Here is a 24,137-nt window from a genome sequence, read left to right as displayed (position 1 = left end):
ATGGATGTGGTGCACCCCGTCTGTCGGAGTTTAAGGAATCTGGTTTCGGCGCGCCGATGGTCCGTCGGCACCGGGGTCTGGTCAGCAGGCGATGAGGGACGCTCCGAGCGCGCCAATCGGAATCGACGCATCGGCGAGCCGCAGGCGTTCCGTCAGCCGCAGACCCGCGATGAATCCGCTGGAGGCCTCCCTGTTGCACAGTTCCCCGCGCAGCGCATCAAGCAACGGGAACCCGGCGCGGGAAACACCGCCTCCGATGACGATGACCGAAGGATCCGCGGCCTGGGCGACGATCTGCACGACGTCGGCGAGGGCATGCAGCGCGATGCCGAGAACCCGTTCCGCTTCGTCATCGCCGCCGTCGGCCTTCGCGAGGATGTCGGGCAGCGGAGGATCCGCAACGGGCCACATGCGCCGCAGACCCCCTCCCGAGCATGCGGCCTCCAGACATCCGCGCTGACCGCATTTGCACGCCATGCGGTTGGGGTCCACCGGCAGGTGGCCGATCTCCCCGAGGGCGCCAGTGTCGCCGCGTTCGACGAGACCGGCGCGAACGAAGCCGGCCGCCAGCCCCGTCCCCAGGTTGACGAACGCCATCCTGCCGTGCCTGAGCCGGTCGGGCAGCGTCCCATAGGCCCCCAGCGCCGCGGCGTTCACATCGTTGTCCACCCACACGGGAAGCCCCAGCATGCCGGATGCACGGCCTCCCAGCTCCAGGTTCTCAATTCCGAGATTGACCACATTCTCCACACGCCCGGTGTCGCGGTGCACCAGTCCGGGGATGCCGATGCCCACGGATCTCACCTCATCGAACCGCATTCCGGCCACCTGCCGCACGATGGCGACCACATCCTCCACGACCTCGTCGCCGCCTTTCCGGGCTGCCCTGCGCGCGGATGCGAGAACCGTGCCGGCCGCATCGGTCAGCACCGCCTCGATCTTCGTTCCTCCGACATCCACGCCGACGCGCAGGTTCTCTGTTTCCGGCATACCACTGGCATTCATCGTCATGACGATCTCCGTTCCCGAGGGCGGACTCCTGTTTCGTCCGCCCGCCATTATGTTCGGAATCCTTACATATTGGATCCGGGAAGCGATGATACACCACGCCACGCGCGCCCGGCGGCGGGGCGCACGTCCGTCAGGACGAGGCGGCCGCCGCGGACAGCCCGCGCCTGCCCACGATCTCGCGCAGCACGGAGACCGCCTGCCCGCGCAGGGTGGCGTCATCGCCGAGCTCGCACCGGCGCACCCGCATCTTGCTCTGATAGTCGTTCCGGGACAGGGCGTTGACGGTTTCGCTGCATGCGCCGAGCAGCGTCTCTCCGACGATATCGGGAGGCCCATAGACGGCGATGTCATGCAGGTTCAGCAGGCTCGCCGGCATCGCCAGCGCGCCGCCGAGCCTCGCGCCGGCCGCGGCCAAAATGTCCGCACGTCGATTCGGATCCCTGCGAATGCGGTCGCGCAACGCGATGGCGGAGACATAGGTCTCCAGACAGCCGCGCTTGCCGCAGGTGCACGCCGGGCCGGCAGGGTCGATCACGACATGGCCGATCTCGCCGGCCGCATGGTCGTCGCCCTCCACGAACTCGTCGTTGAGCAGCACCGAGGCGCCGACGCCCCGGGTGGTCTGCACGAGCAGGCAGTTGGGATTGCCATGGCCGAGGAACCGGTCGGCCAGCAGGGCCGCATTGGCGTCGTTGTCCACGCGAACGGGCAGAGAGAACTCGCCTTCGAGCAGGTCGCGAAGTTCCACGTTGTCCCAGCCGAGATTGGAACTGGAAATCACTCTCCCCGAACCGGAGACCACGCCGGGTACGGCGACGCCGATGCCCACGAGCCCCGAACCGGCAAGCCGGATCATCTGCCCCGCAAGTGAAAGCACGTCGTCAAGATCGACCCGATCCCCGTCATCAAGCACCCGCTCGCGCCGCTCGACGATCCTGGCCCGCAGGTCCATCACGGCACCGGTCATCACGTACGGACGCGACAGGTCGATGCACACCAGACGAAGCACGTCCGTGTCGATGGCCAGCAGGGTGCCCGGCTTGCCGCGGCCGTCGCGCCTTCCCGAACCAAGCTCCCGCAGCAGGCCGTCGTCGATCATCTCGCCGGTCACATCCGTGGCGGTGGCGCGCGAGAGCCCCGTCTCCTTGCATAGGTCGGCGCGCGACAGCTGCCGGTCGGGGAACAGCAGCCGGAACAACAGTCTGCGGTTGTTGGCCCTTGCGTCGCTGGGATTGGATTTAGCGTACATGGGAGCCCTCCTCGGGTGAGACGATTGCGGAAATGCGGAATCACATTATCGGGACGGACATCCCGGCGTCATCCTCGAACGGCTTTCAGGATAACACCCATCAGGGGACTGACAATATGGAAACCCCGCAACTTTGACAAGTTTCCCATCTCTGTGCATAATCATGTTCGACATCCAAACAAAATAGTTGCGGCATATGGCCAAAGACGGTCAGGCACGGAAAGAAGACCATCATGAACAACACCACTCGCGCAGCCGTAGCCACGGCCGCCATCGGAGCGCTGCTCATCCCTCTCGCGGGATGCGGCAACACGGCCGCAAGCTCGGGCAAGACCGAACTGACGGTATGGTCGTGGGACACGAGCATCGACCGGGCCGCCGAGGCCTTCATGAAGGCCAACCCCGACATCACGGTGAAGGTGAGCAACGTCGGCAGCACCGAGGAGACCTACACCGCGCTCAACAACGCGGCACAGGCCGGCAACGGACTGCCCGACGTCACCCTGATCGAGTACCTCGCCATCCCGCAGTTCGTGCACTCCGGCACGCTCATGGACCTGAGCAAGGTCTACGACACCGCCAAGCTCAAGGACACGTTCACCCCTGGCACTTGGAGCTCCGTGAACATCAACGGCGGCCTGTACGCGATGCCCGCCGACTCGGGCCCGATGGCCTACTTCTACAACAAGGACGTGTTCTACCAGGCCGGCGTCAACGAACCGCCGACCACGTGGGACGAGTTCTACGAGGACGCGAAGAAGATCCGCGCCACCGGCTCCTACATCACCTCCGACTCCGGCGACGCGGGCCTGTTCAACGCGATGATGTGGGCCATGGGCGGCCACGCCTACACGCTCGACGGCGAGAAGCTGACCATCGACATCACCGGCGACAAGGGCGCCCAGCGGTTCATGGACCTCTGGCAGAAGATGCGCGACGAGGACCTCATCGACGTCCACACGAAGACCTGGACCGACGACTGGATGAAGTCCCTCGGCGACAGCTCCGTCGCCAGCCTCATCAGCGGCGCGTGGATGGCCAACAACCTCCTGCAGGGCGTGCCGCAGGCCACCGGCAAGTTCCGCGTCGCCCTCCTGCCCACCGTTGACGGCACGCCCATCAACGGCGAATACGGCGGCAGCGGCCTGGCCATCGCCAAGGACGTCGCGGACGGCAAGCTCGAGGCGGCCAAGAAGTTCGTCGAATACGTCACCACCAACGACGAGGGCATCGACGCCCGCGTGTCCAACGGCAGCTTCCCCGCCACCACCAAGACCCTCAACCAGGAGGACTTCCTCGCCAAGATCACGCTCAGGAACGCCGACGGCAGCGACAACGAGTTCTTCGGCGGCCAGAAGTACAACGAGGTCTTCTCCCAGGCCGCCAAGGACGTCACCGGCAAGTGGGAGTTCCTGCCCTTCGAGCCCTACGCCCGCTCCATCTACACGGACGATATGGGACCGTTCTTCTCCGGCAAGACCGATCTGAAGACGGCCGCCGCCAAGTGGCAGAAGGCCATGAAGGACTACGCCGAAGATCAAGGTTTCATCGTCCGCTGAGATTTCTGGACTTCAAGAAACGGATGATGTCACTGACACTTATCTCGTTCGTTCGATATTCCTCCCGTAATTTAATGGAGGAATATCATAATTGGGCGTTCCGGTCGCATGATTCGCTTCTTTCCGTATGGCACTAGTTCTGGTGATGGTGTACTGTTTGACGGAATCAGGTTCGCCGATGGGTGTGCCGTTGACTTCGACCCAGGCGTGTGCGCGAAAGGGACGATCGGTGAATCCGGTGCACCATGTGACGGATCGGTGAGATATGCGGCATGCCGCCGCCGTGGAGAGCGACCGAAGCAGACAACCCTGCTGGCTGCGGCATCTGCGGCTTACCGCACATACGGCGTTGCGGTAACGCTTCGCCATGTCGGCATCGGCTGGCGGATACCGTTCGGACCACGTTTCAAGCCGACGGCAAAACTCTCCGATTCGTTGTCGTTCCATCCGTCTTCCGATAATGATGGCAATCAGCGCCACCAGGCGGTCGTGAAAGTTGACTCGTGTGATTGCTTCCGGCTGCAGAGGGATGCTCATAAACGCACGTGCTTCCCCATATCGGCGAGAAATCGTTCCGTATCCCGGACGATGATTTGTCTGTCAGCCCGATATTCTTCGGCGATTTCATTCGTGCAATCCTCAACGGTTTTGCCGTGCATCAGACCGTCGAGGATGATTCGGCCTATTTCGTTGATCTGCAGGTATTCGCCGGTGTCGTTGACGAATACGATTGCCCCTCCCTCTTTGGGATACAGGGATATCTGGTCCTTCAGGCTGGTGTTCGCCATCGTGTCATCGGTTTGCATGTCTTAGCCACCTTTCCACTGCCGCGACTCGTTGCATTTCGAACAGAAACGTGATGTCAGGCATCGGCATGGAAGCTCGACGCCGTATGGCTGGCATATCGATCAATCCTTCTTCGTCCAGCTCTCCACCGGTGATTGAGTTGAGCAGCGAGTCCTTCGAGCGTTGCCAGGCCAGATACAGTGAATATGAGTGATCGCCTTTGACGGGACGCCGGAATATCGTTTCGGGGACTATGCCTTTGAGTGCCCGGTACAATACGGCTTTGTGTAGATTTCCTTCGGTGCGTGCACTGATTGGGGCACATAGCGCATAGTCCGCGATCCCATGGTCCAGGTAAGGGGAGCGGAACGTTATGTCGTCAGAGGCGAACGTCCGATTAACCTGATTGAGCATTCGTGCCTGCATTGACAGAGAATAGAGCGCCTGATGACGGCTTCGGTCGGGGCTCAATGGCCGAATTTCGGCGTGTTTGAATTGTGATTCAATGGCGCTATATAGGATATCCCTGGCTTTTGTGGTCAGGAATTCGGGAATGAGTATGACATCGTGCCATCCACAAGGCGAGGAGCGATGGTTATGACCTTGTTCCGCGTCCAGGAACGATGACCGTAATTCCTCATACAGATCGGTGTTATCGGTCAGATCGAGAATTGCCTGATGGGGTGGGATTCGGTAATCGGCGCTGTATTGTCTTCGGATGTCTCGTAGTCGCAGTGGGTGTTCCCGCAGGCAGCTCCAAGATGAGGATGGCATAGATGCGAACAGCTCGTCTCCTCCGAAACCTGTGACATGGATACGGCTTGTGCCTGCCTCCATTTCGGAGATTCGGCTGAGATAGCCTTCGATATCGCTCCAGTAGATCGGTTCTTCAGGTATCTCGTTGTTGGGGTATTCGGCTGCGGGTTCGAATGATCTGTTTCCATCCACGACTCGGCCGACTTTGATGAGTGGCATCCGAACGTCCTCGGAGATTCGCTCGGCCCATTGGGAATCCTGATTCATTGGATCGTCGGGTGTTTCATGATACAGGGGCATACGAACCCCCTCGCTGGCGAAGATGTATGTGATGGCGGCGGAATCCACTCCTCCGGACACATCGGCGGATAGTGGTGCCTCATTGCGCCACTCATCCGCGATCGTCAGGAAACTGCTCCTTAGCGATGCCAGAATTGCGCCGTTTGAAACATGTTTTATGGGTGAAGGTTCCGCTCTCGTATATCGCGGCCTATTGGATTTGTCGAGGTGCAGTATGGTTGCGACAGGTATGGAATGTACGTTCCTCCATGGGGATTTGTCCCCTCGTAGGCTGTCAGGGAGCGAAGGCAGCAGATCCATGACAATGCGTTCTAGGTCAAGATCGGCGTTCGTGATACTTGCAAGTCGGGAGGCGCTGTCCGACAGGAGCACTTCATCTTCGGCGACGATCCAGAACATGCGATCGCCACTCAGCAGAGGAACTTGGACACATGTTCCCTCGTCATTGATGCTGATGGAGGCGGGAAGCTTCGAACAGTCCGTCGGCTTCCCGCCGCGGACAATCACGGTACAGTTTGGGTTCTTATACGTAAACGGCATCACGTTTCCCTATCCTGATACAGCTAGGGATCATCAATATATGCAGGGTTTCGGTCAGTTCGATCCCCAAGGGAACGGGGCCTTGGCACCGCCAACATCGACATAGTTGCCGAACCATACGCCATTGGTTGCTTCCTTGAATGATGCGATGACCTCAACGGCAGGAGGCACATAATCCTTCATCTTCGTTCTCCTCGTGTTCTGGATATGGAACCGGATTGCATGCCGGTGCATGCCATTCCAGTTAACATGATTTGGATAGTACATCCAAGAATGTGTTTGGTGTTTGTCATCTTCGGATGACAAACACCAAACACATGGATCTATGGGGAATCGGACGATCTGCTGGCGTTTTTCAGCCTTCCTTCCAGAGTTGGCCGCGGGAACCCTCTTTTACCACGGTGCCTTTATCCAGTACCACAACATCATCGGTAATCGGCTTCAGCTTGCCGTCCGGGTCGGATGCGATGAGCACCGCAACGCCACGATTCGCCTGCTTCCGTATCTGCTCGCAGAGCCAATTCGCGCCCGATCGATCGAGTGCCTGGAGCGGTTCATCTACAATCAGGGCTTTGGGATTGGGAAGCAGAGCTATGGCGAATCGCATTTTGAGGACATCTATTGGAGCGAGATTGTGGAGCTTGACGGTGAGAAGATTCTGCAGTTCGGTCATGTGAATGATCCCGTCAAGAAGCGGACCAGGCGTTCCGGCCCAGAGCGCCTTCCAACGAAGATAGGTTCCGGCCGAGTAATATGGGGACAGTGAAATGGCTTCGGGCATTGCATTCACAACGTTTTTTGGTATACGGGATGTGCCATAGGGTTTGCCGCAGACTGATATGCACCCGGAATCCGGGATATCCAGCCCCAACAGCATTCGGAGAACAGTTGTTTTGCCGGCGTCATGTGGCCCCATCAGAACGGTGACTCGACCTGCATAGGCGGTAAATGAGATCCCATGCAATTCGCGACCGGCATGATTGAATGAGACGTTCTCAAACGCGATGATGGGTGAAGCCGAATCGGGCAGCTGGCACATCGTTTTCCTTTCTTCGATTGACCCGAGCCGTAATAATCGAAGTCCCCCCCCCTAACGGTTTTTGAATACTGCCCTATCTTAGGGGATGGTAAAAAGTGACGTGATATATGCTGGGTTTGTTCCGTTCGCTTGAGCGGCGGACATAAACAGTTAACCAGTTCGCTCTTTTCTCCAATAAAAGGATTGTGGTGTTTGTCATCTGAAGATGACAAACACCACAATCCTTGAGATGAATATCATGATTTTTATGCTGGTTTGCCGCCTGCTATTTGGTCCAGCCCCGATTGATACCAGGCTATGGCGATTTGGACTCGGTCCCGCATGTGCATTCTGGCCAATATACGGCTTACCGTGCGTCGCACCGATGTCGTTTCGATGAATAGGCGCTCCGCGATTTCCTGATTGGACAAGCCGGCCGCCACGAGTTCCGCAACTTCACGTTCCCGCTTGGAAAGTCCATCGAATAGGCTTCGCAGCAACTTGATGCGGGTGTTGTCCGATATGGGCCGAACCCCGCGATTGAGCACCTCACCGGTGATTCTCGGTGTCAATACCGCATCTCCGTTATGCACGGCGTGTACGGCGTCACGTAGCTGTTTCGGGGTCGCGTCCTTGAGCAGGAATCCGGATGCCCCACGCGCCAATCCGTCGAAGGCGTAATCGTCCTCATCGTATGTGGTCAAAATCAGTATCCGGATTTGGGGAAATTGCTCCTTGATGATGCCTGTTGCCTCTATGCCGTCCATGACGGGCATGCGTACATCCATCAGAATCACGTCAGGCAGGTGCTGCGGTGATTGCCGTAGGAACTCGATTGCTTGGGCGCCGTCCACGGCCTGTGAGCTGACGATGATGTTTGGATCGTTGCTCAGCATCATCATGAAACCGGTGCGTGCCCCTCGCATGTCATCGACCAACATGACCTTGATGGTGTCGTCTCTTGCATCCTTCATGGTTCTTCCGTTTCTTTCAGGGGATTAGTGCTTTGACCGCCCAGCCATTGCCGTATGGCCCATAGGACAGGGTTCCGCCCATTTTCGCCAGGCGTTGGGAGAGTCGCTGCAGTCCGGTTCCACCAGTCGGCTTCCTGTTTTGACCGGATGCCCTGCCGGCGGTGTCGTGTCCGGAGACATGCCCATCATTGCGGATCGTGATTGCCGTTCCGCCATCACGGTAATGGTTCCATGAAACGGCAATACGGGTTAGTCCCATACCGTGCCGAAGAGCATTGGTCAGTGCCTCGCGAGTGACGGCGAAGCATAAATCCGAACGGCGGGGATCCTCGACGCGTCTTCCCGTTTCGGTGAACACGACGATGATTCCGGTTGAGCGTATGTGTTCCAGTACGGGTCTGATATCGTCCCAATCCCGTAAACGCAGGATGTCATCCTGATTCACTGGTTCAAGACCGACCTGTTCCAAAGACGGCTGCGATTCTTCCTCATTGAAGACCTTTAGTATACGGCGCGTATCGGTCAGACTGTCCTTCGCAATCGATGTGATCTCTGCTAAGACATCAGCCAGTTGCGAAGCGGAATAGCCGCCATTCCTTATACAGTCCTCACCTCCCTGCGATAACGCGATAATCGAGGTCAATCCATGACCGACACTGTCATGCAGCTCGTTGGCCATGCGAAGGCGCCGTTCCGTACGATTCTTTTCCTCCGCCAGCATTGCGGTCTTTCGCCGTGCCTCGGACAGCAGCCTATTCGACGTTCGCCGTTCCCACGCTATGGACAACAGTGAGGATGCGATGCCGGCCAAAGCGACGGAGTACAGTAACGCCAAATATTGAGGCTGCAGATAGGAGGGATAGATGTATTGCATTGCGATCATGCAGATCATGGCCAGATCGCACATGGCCTGAACATACAAAGGAAGCCGAATGCACAGATAAAGCACCAAGATAAGCGCGACCTGCGTGTATGAGTGCAGACCAACGCCGAACAGGACGCCCAGAGAGAGCTCAATGAATTCCAAGGCCAGCGACGCCACGGGGCTTCTGGACCTTAACGTCACGTTTATGGCTCCCAAAACTAGCAGTATAAGGAAGTACCATATTCCCGCTCCCTCGTTGAGGAACCGGATAAACGAATATCCTGTGCCGATTGCCATCCGCTCTTTCACATAATCGCGGATCAGCACGCCCATCGTGCCAACGATGCAGATCAGAGTCGTCGTGAAACGAAGCAGGCGTTCCCCTTTGAGCTGACGAAGCCATAGGATCAATCGATCCCGCGGGGTGACGGCCAGCGTTTGTCTCCCATCTGATGACTTACCCCGGCGTGAGCCCATAATGAGATGGTTCCTCGCAACCTGCACCTTACGCCTTCTTCGTTGTCCGAGAATACAGCTTTCCCATTATCTACGATTTGAGGCTCGCATGTCCATGACTGGGCTCCTGTTTGACATCTACGGATGACAGTAACTTATCGCGGACTTCCCTCTCCGCTTGCGGAGAGAATGCTCCAGGCGGGGCTGTTCGACATACTCTCCGCAATCGGCGCGGGAACGCGGCCCCGGGCCATGCGCTGCGCGCATGACCGTGTTGTCTGGCCGCTCGCATGCTCGCGGCGGTGGGCCGCGCGGAATCTGACGAGGGGTTTGCGGCCACCACCAGCATGCCATGCGCTCCGTCTGCGTTCCCTGCGCCGTGTCCCGCGCCGCTCCCGTGCCTGCGCTGCGACGGCGGACCAGCATGCCGTCTTCGCTACGGCCCGGATCGTCACGGTCCACGCCTCCGGTCTCTCCGCCTGCGCGCATGGCAGGCGGGTGGTGTCCGAAATGGAAACCACACGGAAAGGACCGATGGACATGAACGACATGGTGGACACCCGCACGGCGGGAACCGGACTGGCGAAGCGCGTACGCGACGGGTTCCTTCAGGACCGGCGTGAACTTGGGCCGGCGGAAGCGGCCGACAAGTGGTTCGCGCCCCTGATGGACAGGTGGAACGGCCTGCTGTCGCGCGACGAGGGCGGTTTCTCCCATGAGGAGCGCGTCACGCTGGCGGTGCTGATGACCGAGTGCCTGAGCATGCGGGACGCGCTGATACTCGCATCTTTGCGCGAAATGGGCGGCGGTGAACTGCACATGCTGTACGCCCAGCCGCATTCGATGGAGTCGGCGGCCGTGGTCATGCGCGAACTGTCACGGGCGTTCAAGGACGCCGCCTATCAGCCGGACACGCGACGCGGGGAACGCGCGACGGCGTTGCTGGAATCGGTGACGGCCGACGCCCCGGACGGATACAAGGCACAGCCGATGGCGTCGTGCGCGTACCTGCTGTGGATGGCCGACCGTTCGACCGCCGCCGCGGTGCGCGCGCTCAAGGCCTTGGCCTTGGACGACGACTGCTCGCTGGCATCCCTCGTGCTCGCGGCCAGCGAACACGGCATCCGCCCCGCGTGGACGGAACGCCGCCGCCACTGAGCGTTGGCCGTGGATTCATCTGGTGGGGGCTTCCGATTCCGGAAGTCCCCACCGATCCCCAATCATCCGTTTTTTCAAGGAGACAATCATGGAAATCGCAATCATCGAACGTCCCGTAGCGACCGACGAAGACATGGAGGAATCGAACATCGTCATGCTGGACGTGGGACTTATCGACCCGAACCCCGCGAACCCGCGCCGCGACGTGGGCGATGTGTCGGAACTCGCGGATTCGATACGCGCGCAGGGCATCCGGCAGAACCTGCTCGTCACTCCCACGCCGCAGGGACGCTACCTGCTCGTCATCGGGCATCGCCGCCTCGCCGCCGCCAAACTCGCCGGATTGAGCCGGGTGCCCGCCGTGGTGGCCGATTTGTCGGAACGGGAGCAACGCGAGCTCATGCTCGTGGAGAACAGCCAGCGCGCCGACCTGACCGTCATCGAGGAGGCCGACGGCTATCAGGGGCTTCTCGATTTGGGCGTGGGTGTGGACGAGGCGGCACAACGCACCGGCCGTTCCACGTCATTGGTGCGCCGACGCCTGAAGATAGCCGCCATCGGCGAGAACGCGCGAAGCAAGGCCGGAACAGCCCAGCTGAGCATCGACGACTGGGAGACCATCGCCGACTTCGACCGGCATCCAGACCTTCAGGAACGGCTCGCCGAGGCGGCAGGCGGCAAGAACTGGAACATGGCCGTCAAGCATGCCCGGCAGGAGCGAACATGGCGCGAATGGCTCGACACGGCGCGAGCCGAGCTGAAACGCATGGGCATCGATGCGGCCGACGAACAGCCGAACACGGACAACTGGTATGACTCGCCAAAGGGATTGCGTCGCACCACGATGCTGACCACGGGCGACATCGCCAAGGCCATCGACGCATGGCGCGACTCCCATGACGGAGCCACGCCCGTCGTGGGGGTGCGGGCCGAAGGCGCGTCATGGGCGCGCGGCATCGCCCTGTACGAAACCGTGGACGAGGAGGCTGAGACCGCGGCCCGCGAGGCGCGTGAGGCGCGTTGGCGCGAGGAACGGGAACGCGAGGAACGCGAGACAGCACCGGCCAAAGAGTTCGCGCGGGCAAGCCGTGATTTGCGCATCGCGTTCGTGACGCATCTCATGGAACTGAAATCCCAGCCGAAGGGCATCGGCAAAGCCGTCGCCATGCTGTCCGCAAGATTCGCGCTCGATACGCTCACCGAGGGATTCGACCATTGGAATAGCAACGCCGAGGAAATCTGGGAGCAAATCACCGGCATCGGCACGGCGGGCGGCGGCGACGCCGATGATGCAAAGCCGGAGGACGAGGCCGAAGACCCGTTACGCGAGTCCGTCACCGCGATGATTGCCGGCGACCCGCAACGGGCCGCGTTCGGACTGCTCTACGCCTTGGCCGAAGAGCGCGTCAGTTGGGAAACGTGGCGTGACGCGGCGACCATCGCGGAACACGCCGCACCGTTGTACGAGGCGTTGGAAACATTCGGCTACCGCACCTCGGACACGGAAGTCGAAGCCCTCAACGGCTCTCTCGTACCAATCGATGACGACGACAATGGCAGGGATACCGGCATAGGGCAGGACAGCGAACCGGGCGACGATGGGGCATCGCAAGCCGACGACGCATCCGGCGAGCCGGACGACGCCGAATAAGCGACGGACGGGGCGGAACCGGAATACGGGTTCCGCCCCGTCCGGGCGCGAATGGCGAAACGTGACGGCGCATGCGCGCCCGCGCCTTCGGAGCCAAGCGGCGGCGGGTGACGTTCAGCCGTGGCGGGAGGAGCGTCGTCGGAGCCGCGCGTCGCACCAATCCATGAGCATGCTCGCAAGCACGGCTGTGAGAAACGCGGCGACGATCAACGCGAACGAGCCGTCCAATGCCGGAGCGTCCGAGCCGGCGAGGAAATGCATGAGCAGGAACGCCAGCATGAGCAATCCCGACAGCATGGCGAATGCCGTGAACACGGAGTTCGCGAGGAACACCACGAGCCGCAACGGGTGCGCGAGCAGGGCAAGGCACGAGGCCACGCCACGCATCAGCATGCGTATCACGCCCGTCGCCAGCGACAGGCCAAGCATCACCAGCAGCATCGGCATCGCCGCCACCTCCCGTATGTAGCCAATGTCATCCAGCGTAGCCGCCAGGACGCGGGAAACCGAATCGCAATCCCTCCGGGTCCAATCCAATCGAACCGGATTCTCCGGCATCACCGGCATCGGCCGCATTCGCCGTTGCGGCGTTGTCTTCCGTCAGGGCAATCTCCGGCGTATCGACGGCGGATGCCGGTCGGCCGTCGGATTCGAGGGACAAATCCTCGCCATCATGGATTTCGCCGTGACTATCGGCGGGATTGGCCTGCCCGTAGTCGGGCGTGACGGCATGGAACGCCATGCCCGTCTCCCTTGGCTCCATCCTGAGCGTGCGCACGAGCTGGGCACGAGGCATGTGATGGTCGTCGCAGAACGATTGGGCGGCGTCACGGAATCGTTCCGCGGCCCAGCGCATATCGTCCAGCAGGATACCCAAACGCGACAGTTCGCCGCGTTTGCGCCGAAGCGCCTCCAACTCGGCATCCAATGCGTTGTCGGCGATGGCGCGCATCGCCCGGTTGCGTTCCCTCGGCTTCGCCATGACGGTCTCCTCACGGTGATTGTTCTTCACTGCCCCGCATCGTAGAACGACGCCGGCAATGATGCCGGCGGACACGAAACGGAACCGGCGTCGGCATGCGAAACGTGACCTGAAGTCCGCCGCGCATGGCGTGGCGCCAAGGCGAAACTGACCGGTGCGCAACCATCCCCTCCCCGGAGGGGCGGTTGGTGTGTAGCAAGCATCGCCGGTGTACGTACACCGGCGCGGCCCCGCGAGGCTCGGGGCCGATCGCGGGACACCCGTGGAACCCGATATGAGGAGGCGCCGATGGGTTGGAAAGGCAACCGTTCCAGGACGATCCGCAAGGCGGTCACGTTCAGCGAGGAGGAATGGCGGTGGGTGGCGGACTCGCTCAAAGTGGAGAACCGTCAGCGCATCCAGGCCGGGCTCAGGCCCGTGGGATGGATGGCGTTCGCCCGCAACAGGATCAGATGCGCCCACCGCGTCAACATCACCGTGCCCGCGAACCTGCATGACGTGAGCGCCCAACTGGCGAGGATCGGCAACAACGTCAACCAGATCGCCCGTCACGCGAACACCACGCGGGAGACGGACCTGGCCATGCTCTCGCGCGTGTTCGACGAGCTGCGCCAGGCGGAACGGCTGGTCGCGGGCCTGCGCATCCGGGTGGAGACCGACGTTGACCCCAAAGGGGTGCCCGAATGGCTGTAGTCAAGATCGGCAAGATCAAAAGCACGCTTGCCCGCAGCATCGCCTACGTGACGAACCCGGCCAAGACCGACGGCTACCGGTGGGCCTCGACCACCGTCGGCGATGACATCACGGACGCCGAGTCCATCGCCCGAGGCTTCGAATGTGCGTTGGACGCCACGAAAGGCGGCTCACGCCGGCAGGGGGCCGTGTTGGCGCTGCACGTGATCCAATCGTTCGATCCCACCGACCAGGTCACGCCCCGATTGGCGCATCTGATCGGGGAACGGTTCGTCCGGGAGATCACCGGAGGCACGCACGACTACGTGATTGCCACCCACACCGACAGATCCCACATGCACAACCACATCCTCATCTGCCCGGCAGACCGGATCACGGGCAAGGCCCTGCGTCTGAGGAAAGGAACCCTGGGCGAATGGCGGAAGATCAGCGACCGGCTATGCCGCGAATACGGGCTGCACACCCTCATGCCGGAACGGTCCGGGCGCGTGGCCCCGTCGATCGGGGAACTCCATCTGAGCGCCAGAGGCGGCAACATCAAGGACCGGTTGCGCACCAGCATCGACACGGCCTGCATGAACGCCCATGACTTCGCGGGCTTCCGCCGCGAACTCGCGACGCTCGGCGTCAACGCGACCGTGCGCGGCGGACGCATCACCTACACGCCATGCGGGCAGACCCGCGGAATCCGAGACCGGCGACTGGGCGTGGCATACAACATGCTCGCCATCATGGGCAAGATCCACCGGCGCACGCTCAGCGAGATCACCTTCCACGAGGCCATGATCGCCCGTCGGACGGATACGGCGGTGACCGTTCGGGTGCCCGGCACGCACGGACGCCTGCGCCTGTCCATACCGTGCGACCGGCTCGTGCGTGACGGAAGGATCTGGCACGCCTACCTGTCCGACGACGTCAGACAGGTGCTCACCGACGAGAACGGCGGCTATGCACGTTCAACGGACTGCGAGGGCCTGTACGCATGGTTCGCGCGGCCCACGCTGCGACTGGAGGACTACTGCCGTCAACGGTTCGACGGCCGGGACCTGACCGGCGTGAACGGGCGCGCGCTGCGTCAGGCAATCGCCTGCGACCGGCTCGCCGACAGCCTGCGCGAGCTCAAGGTGCTCGCCCAGGTCATCGACGAAGGCGACGGCCGGCTGGCGACGCTCGGCCGACTCACCGACTCCGTCGAACTCAACGCGAAGCACATGCGCGCCCTGATCGCGCTCATCGCCGACAACCATGATCAGGGAGCCGACGCCACGGGACTGGAGGCCCAGCTCGCCATCGAGGAGCAGGAGACCCGTGGCCTGGCCTCCGACGCCCTCGCCCTGCGCCGGCTCATCGCCCGCACCACGCCAACCTACGAACGCTCCGACGGCGCACGGCGCGCGCAACGCCGCGATGGCGGGCATCGTGTCCGCCGCAGGAACCGGTGAGCCGGCGGAAGCTGGAACGCAACGAACCACGACGGATGACGGGAGAATCCTATGGCGGCCGAGGACCAGGCGCAGGAACTCATGATGCGCGTCAGCGAACAAGGCACACGCGTCATCATCGACGTGACCAAATACGGGCTCGACAAGGCGCTGCACCTGCTCGGCATCGGCGTGCATGCCACCGGCGAGACATTACGGCGCATCAGGACCACCGGCAAGGTGGACGGCAAAACCCTGCACCGCACCGGCGAGCCGATCAACGTGCAGGAAGTCACCGGACGATACGCCCGACAGCTCGAACACGACCTGAAAAAGGCCGGCATCACCTTCCACATCGAGCACGACCGCGACACCGGCCGCACCTTCCTCCACTTCCAAGGCAAGGACGCCGACGAGGTCAACCACGTCGTCTCACGCATCGTCGAACGCCTCAACCGGGAACTCGCCCAACAGGAGACCGCCACGATTCCCGAACCCGGTGACACCGACCACGCACAGCCGCCCACGGAGACGACGCCGATGCCGGAACGGGAGGAGCCGAACCCGTTCCTCGAACCATCCGACGACGCGCTGCGCCTCGCCTTCGACGCCGAATCGCCATCGAACGGCCGATTCGACTTCCGCACGGTGCCCTGGGACCGTGACGCCGCAATCATCACCGACCAGCTCGACCGGCTCCACATACCCCACCACACGCAACGGGTCGCCGACGACACGGTGCGCTTCACCTACCCGGCCGGCCAGGCCAGACGCATCGCCGACGCGATCGAATCCCTGACCGCACGCTCGCGGGGCCTGGACTGGAACCGCATGGACATCCCCGCCCCGGACGGCGGCGTGCGACGCCCCAAAACCAAGCAGCAGACCCTGAACGACATCCGCACGCGGGCCGGCAAACGCATCGAAGGCCAACGCCGCACGGCGCCCTCGAAGCAACGCACCCGCACCCGGTGAGCGGATGCGCGACGACCATGACCGGAAAGGAGCACCGCCATGCCCGAGCTTTCAGCCAACGCGCGTTGGCTCATGGACAACCTCATCGACAACGACCGGCAGGCCCTGGCGGACATCGCACGACGCGGCGAGCAATACGCGGCCGCCGGCATGCCGCAGGACAATCGGCTGGGCCAGGTCGCCCGCATGGTCGTCGATGACGCGATCCGACGCCACAACCAGGCATGGCCCGACGCCGCGCTCAGTTTCCCCTCGCCGGACCTCGACCAGGCCTCCGACGAGATCGCCCAACGCATCCGCACGCAGGCCACACGATCATGGAACACGCCCGACGCCATGCAGACGCCGACGCTATGGCAGCCCGAACAGCCCGGAAACGCGCAGGCTCCGGTCCCGAAGCCGAGGCGGAACGAAACGGCCGTCGGCCGGCCCGGCGACGCGCAGCCGACGCAACCCGCGGCCGGTGGAAGAACAAGGGAGATCTGGCCGCGCGTGAACTTCCCCAACAGCTACGTGCACCTGTACCGGATGACCTCCAAGGACGGGCGCACGTTCGACAAGATGCGCGTGGCGATACCGCAAGGCACCAGCATCCGCGGCGTGGACCTGACCGGATGGCAGCTCGACCGCTTCCTGACCGACCATGCGAGGGACGCCAAACTGAACGGGCGCGACGTGACCGTCAGCTTCAAACCCGGAGAACCCGTGGAACTGTGGCGCGGCAAAGGCGAACAACGCGAGACCATGCGCATCGACGACGCATGGCAGCTGTGCCGCGCCGTCAAAGCGCAACGCATGGCCTATGCGAGGCAACGCGCCGAAAACAAACCGGTCACCGCCACCACCGGCACCCGAACCGGCGAGGAACCGCCAGCAGCCCCCGGTCCGGAAAACCCCGAACAGGCGGCCGAGCAATCACTGCCGGCCGGCAAGAGCCGGACGCTCGACGCCATCAAGGACAGGGCCGAACGCCGCGCGCAAACACCATCCACCGCGCAGACAAGAACGCAGACGCAAACACAGACAAGGAGCCGATGATGGCTGAAGACGACCTGACGATCAACGTATGGGTAGGCAACCTCGGCCGATACAACGAGGGCACGCTCATCGGCGGATGGCTGCGCCTGCCCACGGACGAGCAGCGGATCGACCGGTTCCTCACCGAACAGGTAGGACTGACGCTCGACGCGCAGCAAGCCAATGAGATCGGACGCCAAGGAGGCGTCACCTATGAGGAATACGGCATCTTCGACCACGAATACACGGGCTTGCTCGCCGCACTCGACTATCGGCCCGGCGAATACGAAGACCTCCACGACCTCAACACGCTCGCACAAGCCGCCCGGATCTTCGCGCAAGACCAGCCCGAAGCATTGGAGGCGGTACGGCTGGCGGCCGACATGAACGGCGTGCACGACCCGATCGGACTGGCGAACCTGCTCGTCCAATCCGAGGACATCGAATACATGACCTACGACCCGCCGCAAGGCATCACACAGGAGAATACGCCCGACCTGGACGAGATGTACGGCTGGCATTGCGTCAACCAAAGCACCGAACTCGCGAAACTCCTTGACGGGCCATACGGCATGTACTTCGACGTGGCGAAATACGGGCGCGACGCCGCCATCAACGACAACGTCACCCTCGCCGACCACGGGTTCCTGCTCGACGCCACCATCCCCGACACCAAACGGTATTCCGGCACGGAACTCAAGCAGATCATCGACGCCTACACCGACGACGAGCCCGGTCTCGACGCCACGACGCAGTCGACCCCCGACGCAATGCGGATGATCGAACGCTGGGGAGACACGCACGACAACGTGATGCGATCGGACGACGCCACACGCATCACCGAACGCATCATGCAGGCCAACGACACCGATGACGAAACCCTGCGCCAACAGGTCCAAAGCCTCGTCAAACCGGTGGTCGACCAGCTGGACGGCGACATGCCCTCAGGCTCGGCCACGTTCGCCCGACTCGTCGCCGAACACGCAGCAGAACACGCCAATCCCGACCAGATGCCAACACGGGAACCGTTCCGGCTCGAATCGCTGCTCGAACCCGGCGAACGCATCATGGAATACACGCTCGCCGGCACGACGACGAACTGGGGAGCACCCGTCTACCAGTGCATCATGCCCGCCGATTCCACCGACATCAGCGCCGGATTGGAAGACACCCTCCAACGCATCATCGCCGACCGGACCGGACACGGCGACGCCGCCGCGATACTCGCCGAAACCATGGGCGCCAGACCCGCCGGCGAACTCGACCCCGCCGACGGCATCACCCCGATCGATCAGGGATACGCGCTGCCCGCGCCCATCACCTCCTTCAACCCCAAGCCGGCGAAAGAGGAAGAACCGAACACGTCGAAAGGCAAGGACACGGTGCTCGACGGCATACGCCAACGGGCCAGCCAGCGCGCCGACGACCCCACAGCCCATCCATCCACGCCGGACCGGACGAAGACCCGCAACCGATAAGCCGCCGAGGAGACCAGCATGACCACCATGGACACCGCCTACCGGCAACTGCAGGACGAACTCAAACGCCTCGGCTACGAGCTGCGCATGGAAGGCTTCGGCATCCTCCAGCCCCAAGGCTCCTACGGGGACATCGAACCACCGTACCGGCTCGTCACCCTGCGCGAGATCCCCATCGAACCGTTGCCCGAATGGTCGGCCGACGTGCACCCGCACGACATCACCTACCGGTTCGACGCCACGCGATACCAGCACGACTGCGAACAACGGGACATCGTTGACGTGCGCGACTACGAAACATGGACGCGCACCGTATGCGACGAACAACACGTGCAGGGGCGCGTGCTCATTGACATGGACAAAACGGCGGAGGAACGCATCGCCGACCTCGCCACCGCAATCCACTACATCCGATCCGCGAACCCCGCATGCCGCTCCTACCCGGTGGACCGCAAGACCCGACGCAACGAACTGCCCGACCGCACCCGCATCAGCCAGCCGATCGACGACTACCGGGACCCGTGGAGCATCCGTGTCATGGCTGCACGGGAGCAGGCCCTCGACACGCTCGCCTCCAAACACGTCCGGGTGGCCAAGGCCCGCGCCGAATCCGACGCGCTCACCGGCGGCGGCCGCGACGCCCGCGCCATCGGACGCGATGCCATCAACGCCGTCCAAGGCAAAGCCCCGAACATCGGCAAACCCATCAGGAAACGCAGGACAAGCCGATGAGCGACGCCCTACATCCGCAGGCCTATGCGCGCGGCATCCTCACCGATGACGCCAGATTCCACACCGACGGCGACGGCAGAACGACGGCAGTCATGACCGTGAACGTCGGCACCATGGACGCGCCGCTCATCATCCGCGTGCACGCGGCCGGAGACCATGCGGCATATCTGCGCGAACAGGGCGCGCTGCAGGGACGACGGCTCATCGTCCACGGCATCATCCACGAAGAGGAAAACGCCGACGAAGCGTACATCCTGGCCGACGAGATGGCCCTGCATACCAGCGTCAAGGACGCGCTCCCGTGAACATGGCGCGAACAATCACCATCATCGACGATCCAACCACACGCGGGAACCCGGTCATCTACGATGTGGGAACACCAGTGGGGCGCATCCTTGCCGCGATGTGCGACGGAGACGACACCATCGAGAACCGCCAAGGCCTCACGCGCATCACCAGCGCCGCCGACGCGGGAAACAGACAGCCGACACTCGGGCGCGATGAGCTTTTACCGGCGGACGCCGCCGTCATGCATCCGACGACTGACGATCCGCCATGGACCAAGGAACAGACGCTCACGAACATCCGCGTCCGCGCCGAACACCGCATCAACAGTCGGATTCCGCAATCGGCCGAAGCATCCGTCGGAGATGACATACGAAGAACCATGACGCAGCACCGCGTCAGCGTGGGAGGAGACAGGGGAAACCAATGAAACGACTGCAAGCCATACTGCCCGCGGCCATGGGACTGTTCACGCTGTTCTGGCTGGGCGACAAGATCGGCTACCAGATACGCACAGACCTGGATGAAGGTACGAGAGTGATCGACCTGATGAACAGGTTCTGGCTCGACCTGTACCATCCATTCCACCTGTCCACGAACCATACCGACCTGCTGTGCGGGCTCGCCGCAATGGGCGTCGGCCTGCTGATTTGGGCATACAAGTACACGGCACGCCTGAACCTGCGCAGCGGCGAGGAACACGGCTCCGCCCACTGGGGTACCCCGAAGGACATCAAACCGTTCATCGACCCCGTGGAATCCCGCAACATCCGATTCACCGCGACCGAACGGCTCTCCATAGACACGCGACGCACCCTGCGCAATCTCAACGCGCTCCTGCTCGGCTCATCAGGCTCCGGCAAAACCCGCTACTACGTCAAACCCAACCTATTGTCCGTGGATATGAACTGGGCCGTCACCGATCCCAAAGGCGAACTCAAACGCGACACGGAACACGCCATGCGCGATCGCGGATACCGGGTCAACACGCTCGACCTCATTCACCTCGACCGGTCCGACCGGTTCAATCCCATGCGCTACATCGATCCCGAAGAACCCCAATCCGCAATCCTGCGTCTGACCGACAACCTCGTCACCAACGCCACCGGTGACCGCAAAACCGGAGACAGCTTCTGGCAGGATGCCGAAAAGGCACTTCTATGCGCCCTCATCGCATGGACCTACTACACCGAAAACAACCCCACCCTCAACCAAGTCACCGACACGCTCGACCGAATGGGAGCCAGCGAACAGGACGAAGACAAGGAATACATCATCGACGCGCTCTTCGCCGAAACCCAAACCGAAATCCACCGCATGCGCGAACACCCCGACGACTACGATGCAGAAACCCGGAACATGCTCGACGGGCTCGCGTTCGCATGCGCCCAATACAACACGTTCCTCAAAGGCGCCGGCGAAACCAAGAAAAGCATCATCATCACCACCGGCGTCCACCTCGCACCACTCCAAGTGCGCGAGGTACGCCGAATCCTCGACGGCGACGACATCCGGCTCGAAACCCTCGACCAAGGCAAACGCATCATCTATCTCGAACTACCCGACACCAACGCCACGTTCTCCTTCATCGCCAGCGTCTTCTACCAATGCCTCTTCGAAACGCTTGTACGCAAAGCCGACGCCAAACCTGACGGCGTGCTCGACCGCGACGTGCATTGCATGCTCGACGAATTCGCCAACATCGGCAAAATCCCCAACTTCGTAAGGCTCATCGCCACCATACGAAGCCGACGCATCAGCTGCAGCATCATCCTCCAGACCGTCAGCCAAGGCAAGAGCCTCTATCGGGATGACTGGGAGACCATCGCCGGCAACTGCGACAGCCAGCTCTTCCTCGGCGGCAACGAACCCAGCACCACCAAATACATCAGCGACCGGCTCGGAGACCAGACCATCGATGTCATTGAAACCAGCGAAACCAAAGGTCTCAACGGCAGCTGGACACGCAGCACCCGCAAAAACGCTCGTAAACTCCTCACTCCGGACGAACTCGGACGCATCCCCACCAGCCGGTGCGTCTACCTGCTCAGAGGCATACCACCGTTCCTCAGTGAGAAGTTATGTCATCTATAGATGACAAATACGATAATGCTATCGCATTGTGCGGCGCTGCCAAGGTCGTGAGGGACGGTCCCGTTAAGTGTGTAACTAGTGGTTTGGTTATATGTTCTCGCTGGCGGACCAGCGGTCGGCGAAGGTGACGGTGAACGTGTTCAACGCGGGCTTCCACGTGTCGTCCATCGTACCCGCCTTGCCGGTCGGGGCCAGCGACTTGACGGTCAGGTACAGGCACCTCAACGCGGCACGTTCGTCGGAGAAGTGACCTCGCGCCCTGACCGCTCGACGGAACCGCGCGTTGAGACTCTCGATCGCGTTCGTCGAACAGATCGTCTGATGGATTTCCACATCGTAGTTGAGAAACGGAACGAACCGATCCCACGTGTTAAGCCGCAGGCCGCCCATAGCCGGGTATTTGGACGCCCACTTGTCGAGCATCTCGTCGCGAGCCTGTTCCGCGGCTGCTTCGTTGACGACGGTGTAGATGGGTTTCGGGTCGCGTTTGAGTATGTCCCAGTCCTTTCTGGACACATAGTGGAACGTATTGCGCAGCAGGTGAAGGCGGCTGACGGTCTCTCTGGAGACCGAGGTGCCGTAGCTCTCCTGGAAGTGCGCGCTGATCTTTCCGGCGGTCAGGCACCTAGCATAGGTGCGACCGAGTCCACGTCGTTGAGCCGGCGATACCGTTTTTTGACGATGACGGGGTCGAACGAGCCGTCCCGGTCGTGAGGCACCTTGATGGTGACTGGTCCGGCCGCCTCCGTCGTCACGGTCTTGGCGGTTGTCCCGTTGCGCGTGTTCGCGGCCCTGCCATCGGCGCTTTTCTCGTGCTTTTCGTGTCCGAGGTGCTCGGTCATCTGCTCGTCGAGGGCGGTCTCCAGCACGGTCTTGGTGAATTGCCTCAGCAGACCGTCGCGGCCGGTCAAGTCAAGCCCCTGCTCCTTGGTCTGCCGGATTATCTCTAGCGCGAGCTCGCGCTAGATCGGGGATGCCTTTGGATCACTGGGTTTCGCTGGTTTCTCCGTGGCTTCCTTGCTGAGGGCCGTCTTCACATTGCCATGGCTTCCATTGTCTCAGTCGACATGCTCATTACAGACCCTTTCCCGCCAGCCACGCAGCCGGCGATCAAAGCCGGCTACACACTTTCCGAAACAGTCTCTCCCCACCGGCCAGTACATCTACCTGCTCAGAGGCGTACCACCGTTCCTCAGACGGAAAAAGATAATTGGCAATAGGCGATTCCGAAAATACTTGAGTGTTGTCATCTCGGAATGACAGTTAGTAATTTGATCCTTGTGGATCCATTTTCAATTTGAGAAGCTGACAATACAACTGGAACGAGGAAATTGTAAATGCAATTTCTGAGACTCTTGCCGATGTCTTGTAGCAAGAAAATGGCAACCATGCAATAGTGAGATCATATAAGGATTTTATGATGAAAAAGTTTGTAAAAACGGTACGATTGCCGCCGTTAGTTGTTGCTTATAGCGGCATAGAATAATGCTCGTATATACTTCACGGAAATGTATATAATTTGCCCAAAAAATAATATTTGCCCATACTATTCAAGGGAGACAATGATGTCTAGGTATGAAAATAATGCTCGCGGTACGTCTTGCAATAAGGGAAATCGGCAGATGGCAAGTGTGGCAGTCGCTTTTGCGGCAGTGTTCGTCACTCCTTTTGTTATTCCGCTGGTTGCTTCTCTGATGGCGGTATTGGGAATTGGGAGTGCGGCAGCTACCGCCATTGTCGCTGTAGCTTGGCTTGGATCGGCTGCGGTGGGAATGATTTTCCCTGCAGCTGCGCCGCTCACTTCCACCATCCAGTCCATGATTGGCACCTTGGGGACTTCGGGCGCTGCGGCATGGTGATTCATTGATTGGATATTATGGCCCTGCGGAGGAGGAGGTATGACGGGATTCTTGAAGCTATTTCTCACTAAGACGCGTTGCGTCCTTGGGATTTCCTTAGCAGCATTTCTGGTTGGCGTATTTTTAGCCAAGTTACGTCCGTATCCTTTGAGCAGGGCCATAATTCCGAAGATATATCTTCATGAACTACTATGGAACAATACTAAGGTATGGCTAATACTATTATTTGGAGGATTTCTATTCTCCATTCCTACAACTATTGTATTAGTTATTAATTA

25 protein-coding genes and 1 pseudogene are annotated in these 24,137 nt (G+C 61.2%); 13 read left to right on the top strand and 13 right to left on the bottom strand.

All coding sequences use genetic code 11. The annotated features are described in order from the left end of the window. Positions 1-81 precede the first annotated feature (81 nt). Entirely contained in the window at positions 82-1,011 is a 930-nt protein-coding gene (locus tag KIH79_RS08020; RefSeq protein WP_236023718.1) for an ROK family protein, read from the bottom strand. A gap of 130 nt (positions 1,012-1,141) precedes the next feature. Continuing rightward, positions 1,142-2,260, bottom strand: coding sequence for an ROK family protein (locus KIH79_RS08015; protein ID WP_219058911.1), 1,119 nt, complete (start codon positions 2,258-2,260; stop codon positions 1,142-1,144). 233 nt (positions 2,261-2,493) lie between these two features. Here KIH79_RS08015 and KIH79_RS08010 point away from each other — a divergent pair, with 233 nt between their 5' ends. After that, positions 2,494-3,819 (top strand): ABC transporter substrate-binding protein, encoded by a 1,326-nt coding sequence (locus KIH79_RS08010; protein ID WP_219058910.1) that lies wholly within the window; start codon positions 2,494-2,496, stop codon positions 3,817-3,819. Positions 3,820-3,858: 39 nt separating this feature from the next. Here KIH79_RS08010 and KIH79_RS13230 read toward each other — a convergent pair whose 3' ends face one another. The 7 genes from KIH79_RS13230 to KIH79_RS07975 all read right to left on the bottom strand — a co-directional run bounded on the left by KIH79_RS13230 (position 3,859) and on the right by KIH79_RS07975 (position 9,535). Beyond that, positions 3,859-4,356: a lasso peptide biosynthesis B2 protein gene (locus KIH79_RS13230; protein ID WP_219058909.1), complete on the bottom strand. Its 498-nt coding sequence runs from the start codon at positions 4,354-4,356 to the stop codon at positions 3,859-3,861. Continuing rightward, a complete protein-coding gene (locus KIH79_RS08000; RefSeq protein WP_055427646.1) occupies positions 4,353-4,625 on the bottom strand; it encodes a PqqD family protein in 273 nt (90 codons plus the stop codon). Before KIH79_RS08000 ends, KIH79_RS13230 begins: the two co-directional genes overlap by 4 nt. Continuing rightward, positions 4,612-6,201 carry an asparagine synthase-related protein gene (locus KIH79_RS07995; protein WP_219058908.1) on the bottom strand — a complete coding sequence of 530 codons (1,590 nt, stop codon included), beginning with the start codon at positions 6,199-6,201 and terminating at the stop codon, positions 4,612-4,614. The genes KIH79_RS08000 and KIH79_RS07995 overlap by 14 nt, the downstream gene beginning before the upstream one ends. Positions 6,202-6,255: 54 nt before the next feature. Then, a complete protein-coding gene (locus KIH79_RS07990) occupies positions 6,256-6,384 on the bottom strand; it encodes a lasso RiPP family leader peptide-containing protein (protein ID WP_014484606.1) in 129 nt (42 codons plus the stop codon). Between the two features lie 172 nt (positions 6,385-6,556). Continuing rightward, a complete protein-coding gene (locus KIH79_RS07985; protein ID WP_219058907.1) occupies positions 6,557-7,240 on the bottom strand; it encodes an ATP-binding cassette domain-containing protein in 684 nt (227 codons plus the stop codon). 245 nt (positions 7,241-7,485) lie between these two features. Next, positions 7,486-8,193, bottom strand: coding sequence for a response regulator transcription factor (locus KIH79_RS07980; protein WP_163194584.1), 708 nt, complete (start codon positions 8,191-8,193; stop codon positions 7,486-7,488). A gap of 16 nt (positions 8,194-8,209) precedes the next feature. Further along, positions 8,210-9,535, bottom strand: a complete 1,326-nt coding sequence (locus KIH79_RS07975) for a sensor histidine kinase (RefSeq protein ID WP_219058906.1) — start codon at positions 9,533-9,535, stop codon at positions 8,210-8,212. A gap of 519 nt (positions 9,536-10,054) precedes the next feature. On the opposite strand from KIH79_RS07975, the gene KIH79_RS07970 reads away from it, so the two are divergent. Together KIH79_RS07970 and KIH79_RS07965 are read left to right on the top strand one after the other, a co-directional pair. After that, positions 10,055-10,672: a DUF4192 family protein gene (locus tag KIH79_RS07970; protein WP_214314268.1), complete on the top strand. Its 618-nt coding sequence runs from the start codon at positions 10,055-10,057 to the stop codon at positions 10,670-10,672. Positions 10,673-10,760: 88 nt separating this feature from the next. Then, entirely contained in the window at positions 10,761-12,323 is a 1,563-nt protein-coding gene (locus KIH79_RS07965) for a ParB/RepB/Spo0J family partition protein (protein ID WP_219058905.1), read from the top strand. Positions 12,324-12,437: 114 nt separating this feature from the next. Here the strand turns inward: KIH79_RS07965 and KIH79_RS07960 are convergent, their stop codons facing one another. Then, a complete protein-coding gene (locus tag KIH79_RS07960) occupies positions 12,438-12,770 on the bottom strand; it encodes a hypothetical protein (RefSeq protein ID WP_125981157.1) in 333 nt (110 codons plus the stop codon). A gap of 28 nt (positions 12,771-12,798) precedes the next feature. Continuing rightward, positions 12,799-13,305, bottom strand: a complete 507-nt coding sequence (locus KIH79_RS07955; RefSeq protein WP_055427652.1) for a hypothetical protein — start codon at positions 13,303-13,305, stop codon at positions 12,799-12,801. A 288-nt stretch (positions 13,306-13,593) separates the two neighbouring features. Between KIH79_RS07955 and KIH79_RS07950 the strand changes: the two genes are divergently transcribed. Genes KIH79_RS07950 through KIH79_RS07910 form a run of 9 tightly spaced genes read left to right on the top strand, consistent with a single transcriptional unit; the run spans position 13,594 to position 22,000 of the window. Then, entirely contained in the window at positions 13,594-13,998 is a 405-nt protein-coding gene (locus tag KIH79_RS07950) for a MobC family plasmid mobilization relaxosome protein (RefSeq protein WP_055427653.1), read from the top strand. Next, positions 13,989-15,440 carry a relaxase/mobilization nuclease domain-containing protein gene (locus KIH79_RS07945; RefSeq protein WP_219058904.1) on the top strand — a complete coding sequence of 484 codons (1,452 nt, stop codon included), beginning with the start codon at positions 13,989-13,991 and terminating at the stop codon, positions 15,438-15,440. Before KIH79_RS07950 ends, KIH79_RS07945 begins: the two co-directional genes overlap by 10 nt. 51 nt (positions 15,441-15,491) lie before the next feature. Beyond that, positions 15,492-16,394, top strand: a complete 903-nt coding sequence (locus tag KIH79_RS07940; protein WP_219058903.1) for a PcfB family protein — start codon at positions 15,492-15,494, stop codon at positions 16,392-16,394. A gap of 39 nt (positions 16,395-16,433) precedes the next feature. Beyond that, positions 16,434-17,432, top strand: coding sequence for a hypothetical protein (locus KIH79_RS12885; protein WP_236023717.1), 999 nt, complete (start codon positions 16,434-16,436; stop codon positions 17,430-17,432). Continuing rightward, positions 17,432-18,889 (top strand): antirestriction protein ArdA, encoded by a 1,458-nt coding sequence (locus tag KIH79_RS07930; RefSeq protein WP_219058902.1) that lies wholly within the window; start codon positions 17,432-17,434, stop codon positions 18,887-18,889. The genes KIH79_RS12885 and KIH79_RS07930 overlap by 1 nt, the downstream gene beginning before the upstream one ends. Before the next feature lie 18 nt (positions 18,890-18,907). Beyond that, a complete protein-coding gene (locus KIH79_RS07925) occupies positions 18,908-19,621 on the top strand; it encodes a hypothetical protein (protein WP_219058901.1) in 714 nt (237 codons plus the stop codon). Then, entirely contained in the window at positions 19,618-19,926 is a 309-nt protein-coding gene (locus KIH79_RS07920) for a hypothetical protein (RefSeq protein ID WP_219058900.1), read from the top strand. The genes KIH79_RS07925 and KIH79_RS07920 overlap by 4 nt, the downstream gene beginning before the upstream one ends. Then, positions 19,923-20,336, top strand: a complete 414-nt coding sequence (locus KIH79_RS07915) for a hypothetical protein (RefSeq protein ID WP_219058899.1) — start codon at positions 19,923-19,925, stop codon at positions 20,334-20,336. Before KIH79_RS07920 ends, KIH79_RS07915 begins: the two co-directional genes overlap by 4 nt. Further along, positions 20,333-22,000 carry a VirD4-like conjugal transfer protein, CD1115 family gene (locus KIH79_RS07910; protein ID WP_219058898.1) on the top strand — a complete coding sequence of 556 codons (1,668 nt, stop codon included), beginning with the start codon at positions 20,333-20,335 and terminating at the stop codon, positions 21,998-22,000. Before KIH79_RS07915 ends, KIH79_RS07910 begins: the two co-directional genes overlap by 4 nt. A gap of 87 nt (positions 22,001-22,087) precedes the next feature. Here KIH79_RS07910 and KIH79_RS07905 read toward each other — a convergent pair. Next, positions 22,088-22,944: pseudogene (locus KIH79_RS07905) on the bottom strand (transposase). A gap of 602 nt (positions 22,945-23,546) precedes the next feature. Then, positions 23,547-23,819 carry a hypothetical protein gene (locus KIH79_RS07900; protein WP_152600621.1) on the bottom strand — a complete coding sequence of 91 codons (273 nt, stop codon included), beginning with the start codon at positions 23,817-23,819 and terminating at the stop codon, positions 23,547-23,549. A 79-nt stretch (positions 23,820-23,898) separates the two neighbouring features. On the opposite strand from KIH79_RS07900, the gene KIH79_RS07895 reads away from it, so the two are divergent. Then, positions 23,899-24,137, top strand: a 239-nt coding sequence (locus KIH79_RS07895) for a hypothetical protein (RefSeq protein ID WP_219058897.1), incomplete at its 3' end; no start/stop codon positions are given.

It is taken from the genome of Bifidobacterium miconis (assembly GCF_019331735.1).
Classification (GTDB): domain Bacteria; phylum Actinomycetota; class Actinomycetes; order Actinomycetales; family Bifidobacteriaceae; genus Bifidobacterium; species Bifidobacterium miconis.
Note: the sequence above shows the minus strand (reverse complement) of the source record. Positions and strands in the feature narration are given on the sequence as shown.

Excerpts from the sequence above, each read along its gene's own strand:
- KIH79_RS08020 (WP_236023718.1), bottom strand. The coding sequence starts at position 1,011 with ATGACGATGAATGCCAGTGGTATGCCGGAAACAGAGAACCTGCGCGTC.
- KIH79_RS08015 (WP_219058911.1), bottom strand. The coding sequence starts at position 2,260 with ATGTACGCTAAATCCAATCCCAGCGACGCAAGGGCCAACAACCGCAGA.
- KIH79_RS08010 (WP_219058910.1), top strand. The coding sequence starts at position 2,494 with ATGAACAACACCACTCGCGCAGCCGTAGCCACGGCCGCCATCGGAGCG.
- KIH79_RS13230 (WP_219058909.1), bottom strand. The coding sequence starts at position 4,356 with ATGAGCATCCCTCTGCAGCCGGAAGCAATCACACGAGTCAACTTTCAC.
- KIH79_RS08000 (WP_055427646.1), bottom strand. The coding sequence starts at position 4,625 with ATGCAAACCGATGACACGATGGCGAACACCAGCCTGAAGGACCAGATA.
- KIH79_RS07995 (WP_219058908.1), bottom strand. The coding sequence starts at position 6,201 with ATGCCGTTTACGTATAAGAACCCAAACTGTACCGTGATTGTCCGCGGC.
- KIH79_RS07990 (WP_014484606.1), bottom strand. The coding sequence starts at position 6,384 with ATGAAGGATTATGTGCCTCCTGCCGTTGAGGTCATCGCATCATTCAAG.
- KIH79_RS07985 (WP_219058907.1), bottom strand. The coding sequence starts at position 7,240 with ATGTGCCAGCTGCCCGATTCGGCTTCACCCATCATCGCGTTTGAGAAC.
- KIH79_RS07980 (WP_163194584.1), bottom strand. The coding sequence starts at position 8,193 with ATGAAGGATGCAAGAGACGACACCATCAAGGTCATGTTGGTCGATGAC.
- KIH79_RS07975 (WP_219058906.1), bottom strand. The coding sequence starts at position 9,535 with ATGGGCTCACGCCGGGGTAAGTCATCAGATGGGAGACAAACGCTGGCC.
- KIH79_RS07970 (WP_214314268.1), top strand. The coding sequence starts at position 10,055 with ATGAACGACATGGTGGACACCCGCACGGCGGGAACCGGACTGGCGAAG.
- KIH79_RS07965 (WP_219058905.1), top strand. The coding sequence starts at position 10,761 with ATGGAAATCGCAATCATCGAACGTCCCGTAGCGACCGACGAAGACATG.
- KIH79_RS07960 (WP_125981157.1), bottom strand. The coding sequence starts at position 12,770 with ATGCCGATGCTGCTGGTGATGCTTGGCCTGTCGCTGGCGACGGGCGTG.
- KIH79_RS07955 (WP_055427652.1), bottom strand. The coding sequence starts at position 13,305 with ATGGCGAAGCCGAGGGAACGCAACCGGGCGATGCGCGCCATCGCCGAC.
- KIH79_RS07950 (WP_055427653.1), top strand. The coding sequence starts at position 13,594 with ATGGGTTGGAAAGGCAACCGTTCCAGGACGATCCGCAAGGCGGTCACG.
- KIH79_RS07945 (WP_219058904.1), top strand. The coding sequence starts at position 13,989 with ATGGCTGTAGTCAAGATCGGCAAGATCAAAAGCACGCTTGCCCGCAGC.
- KIH79_RS07940 (WP_219058903.1), top strand. The coding sequence starts at position 15,492 with ATGGCGGCCGAGGACCAGGCGCAGGAACTCATGATGCGCGTCAGCGAA.
- KIH79_RS12885 (WP_236023717.1), top strand. The coding sequence starts at position 16,434 with ATGCCCGAGCTTTCAGCCAACGCGCGTTGGCTCATGGACAACCTCATC.
- KIH79_RS07930 (WP_219058902.1), top strand. The coding sequence starts at position 17,432 with ATGGCTGAAGACGACCTGACGATCAACGTATGGGTAGGCAACCTCGGC.
- KIH79_RS07925 (WP_219058901.1), top strand. The coding sequence starts at position 18,908 with ATGACCACCATGGACACCGCCTACCGGCAACTGCAGGACGAACTCAAA.
- KIH79_RS07920 (WP_219058900.1), top strand. The coding sequence starts at position 19,618 with ATGAGCGACGCCCTACATCCGCAGGCCTATGCGCGCGGCATCCTCACC.
- KIH79_RS07910 (WP_219058898.1), top strand. The coding sequence starts at position 20,333 with ATGAAACGACTGCAAGCCATACTGCCCGCGGCCATGGGACTGTTCACG.
- KIH79_RS07900 (WP_152600621.1), bottom strand. The coding sequence starts at position 23,819 with ATGGACTGGATGGTGGAAGTGAGCGGCGCAGCTGCAGGGAAAATCATT.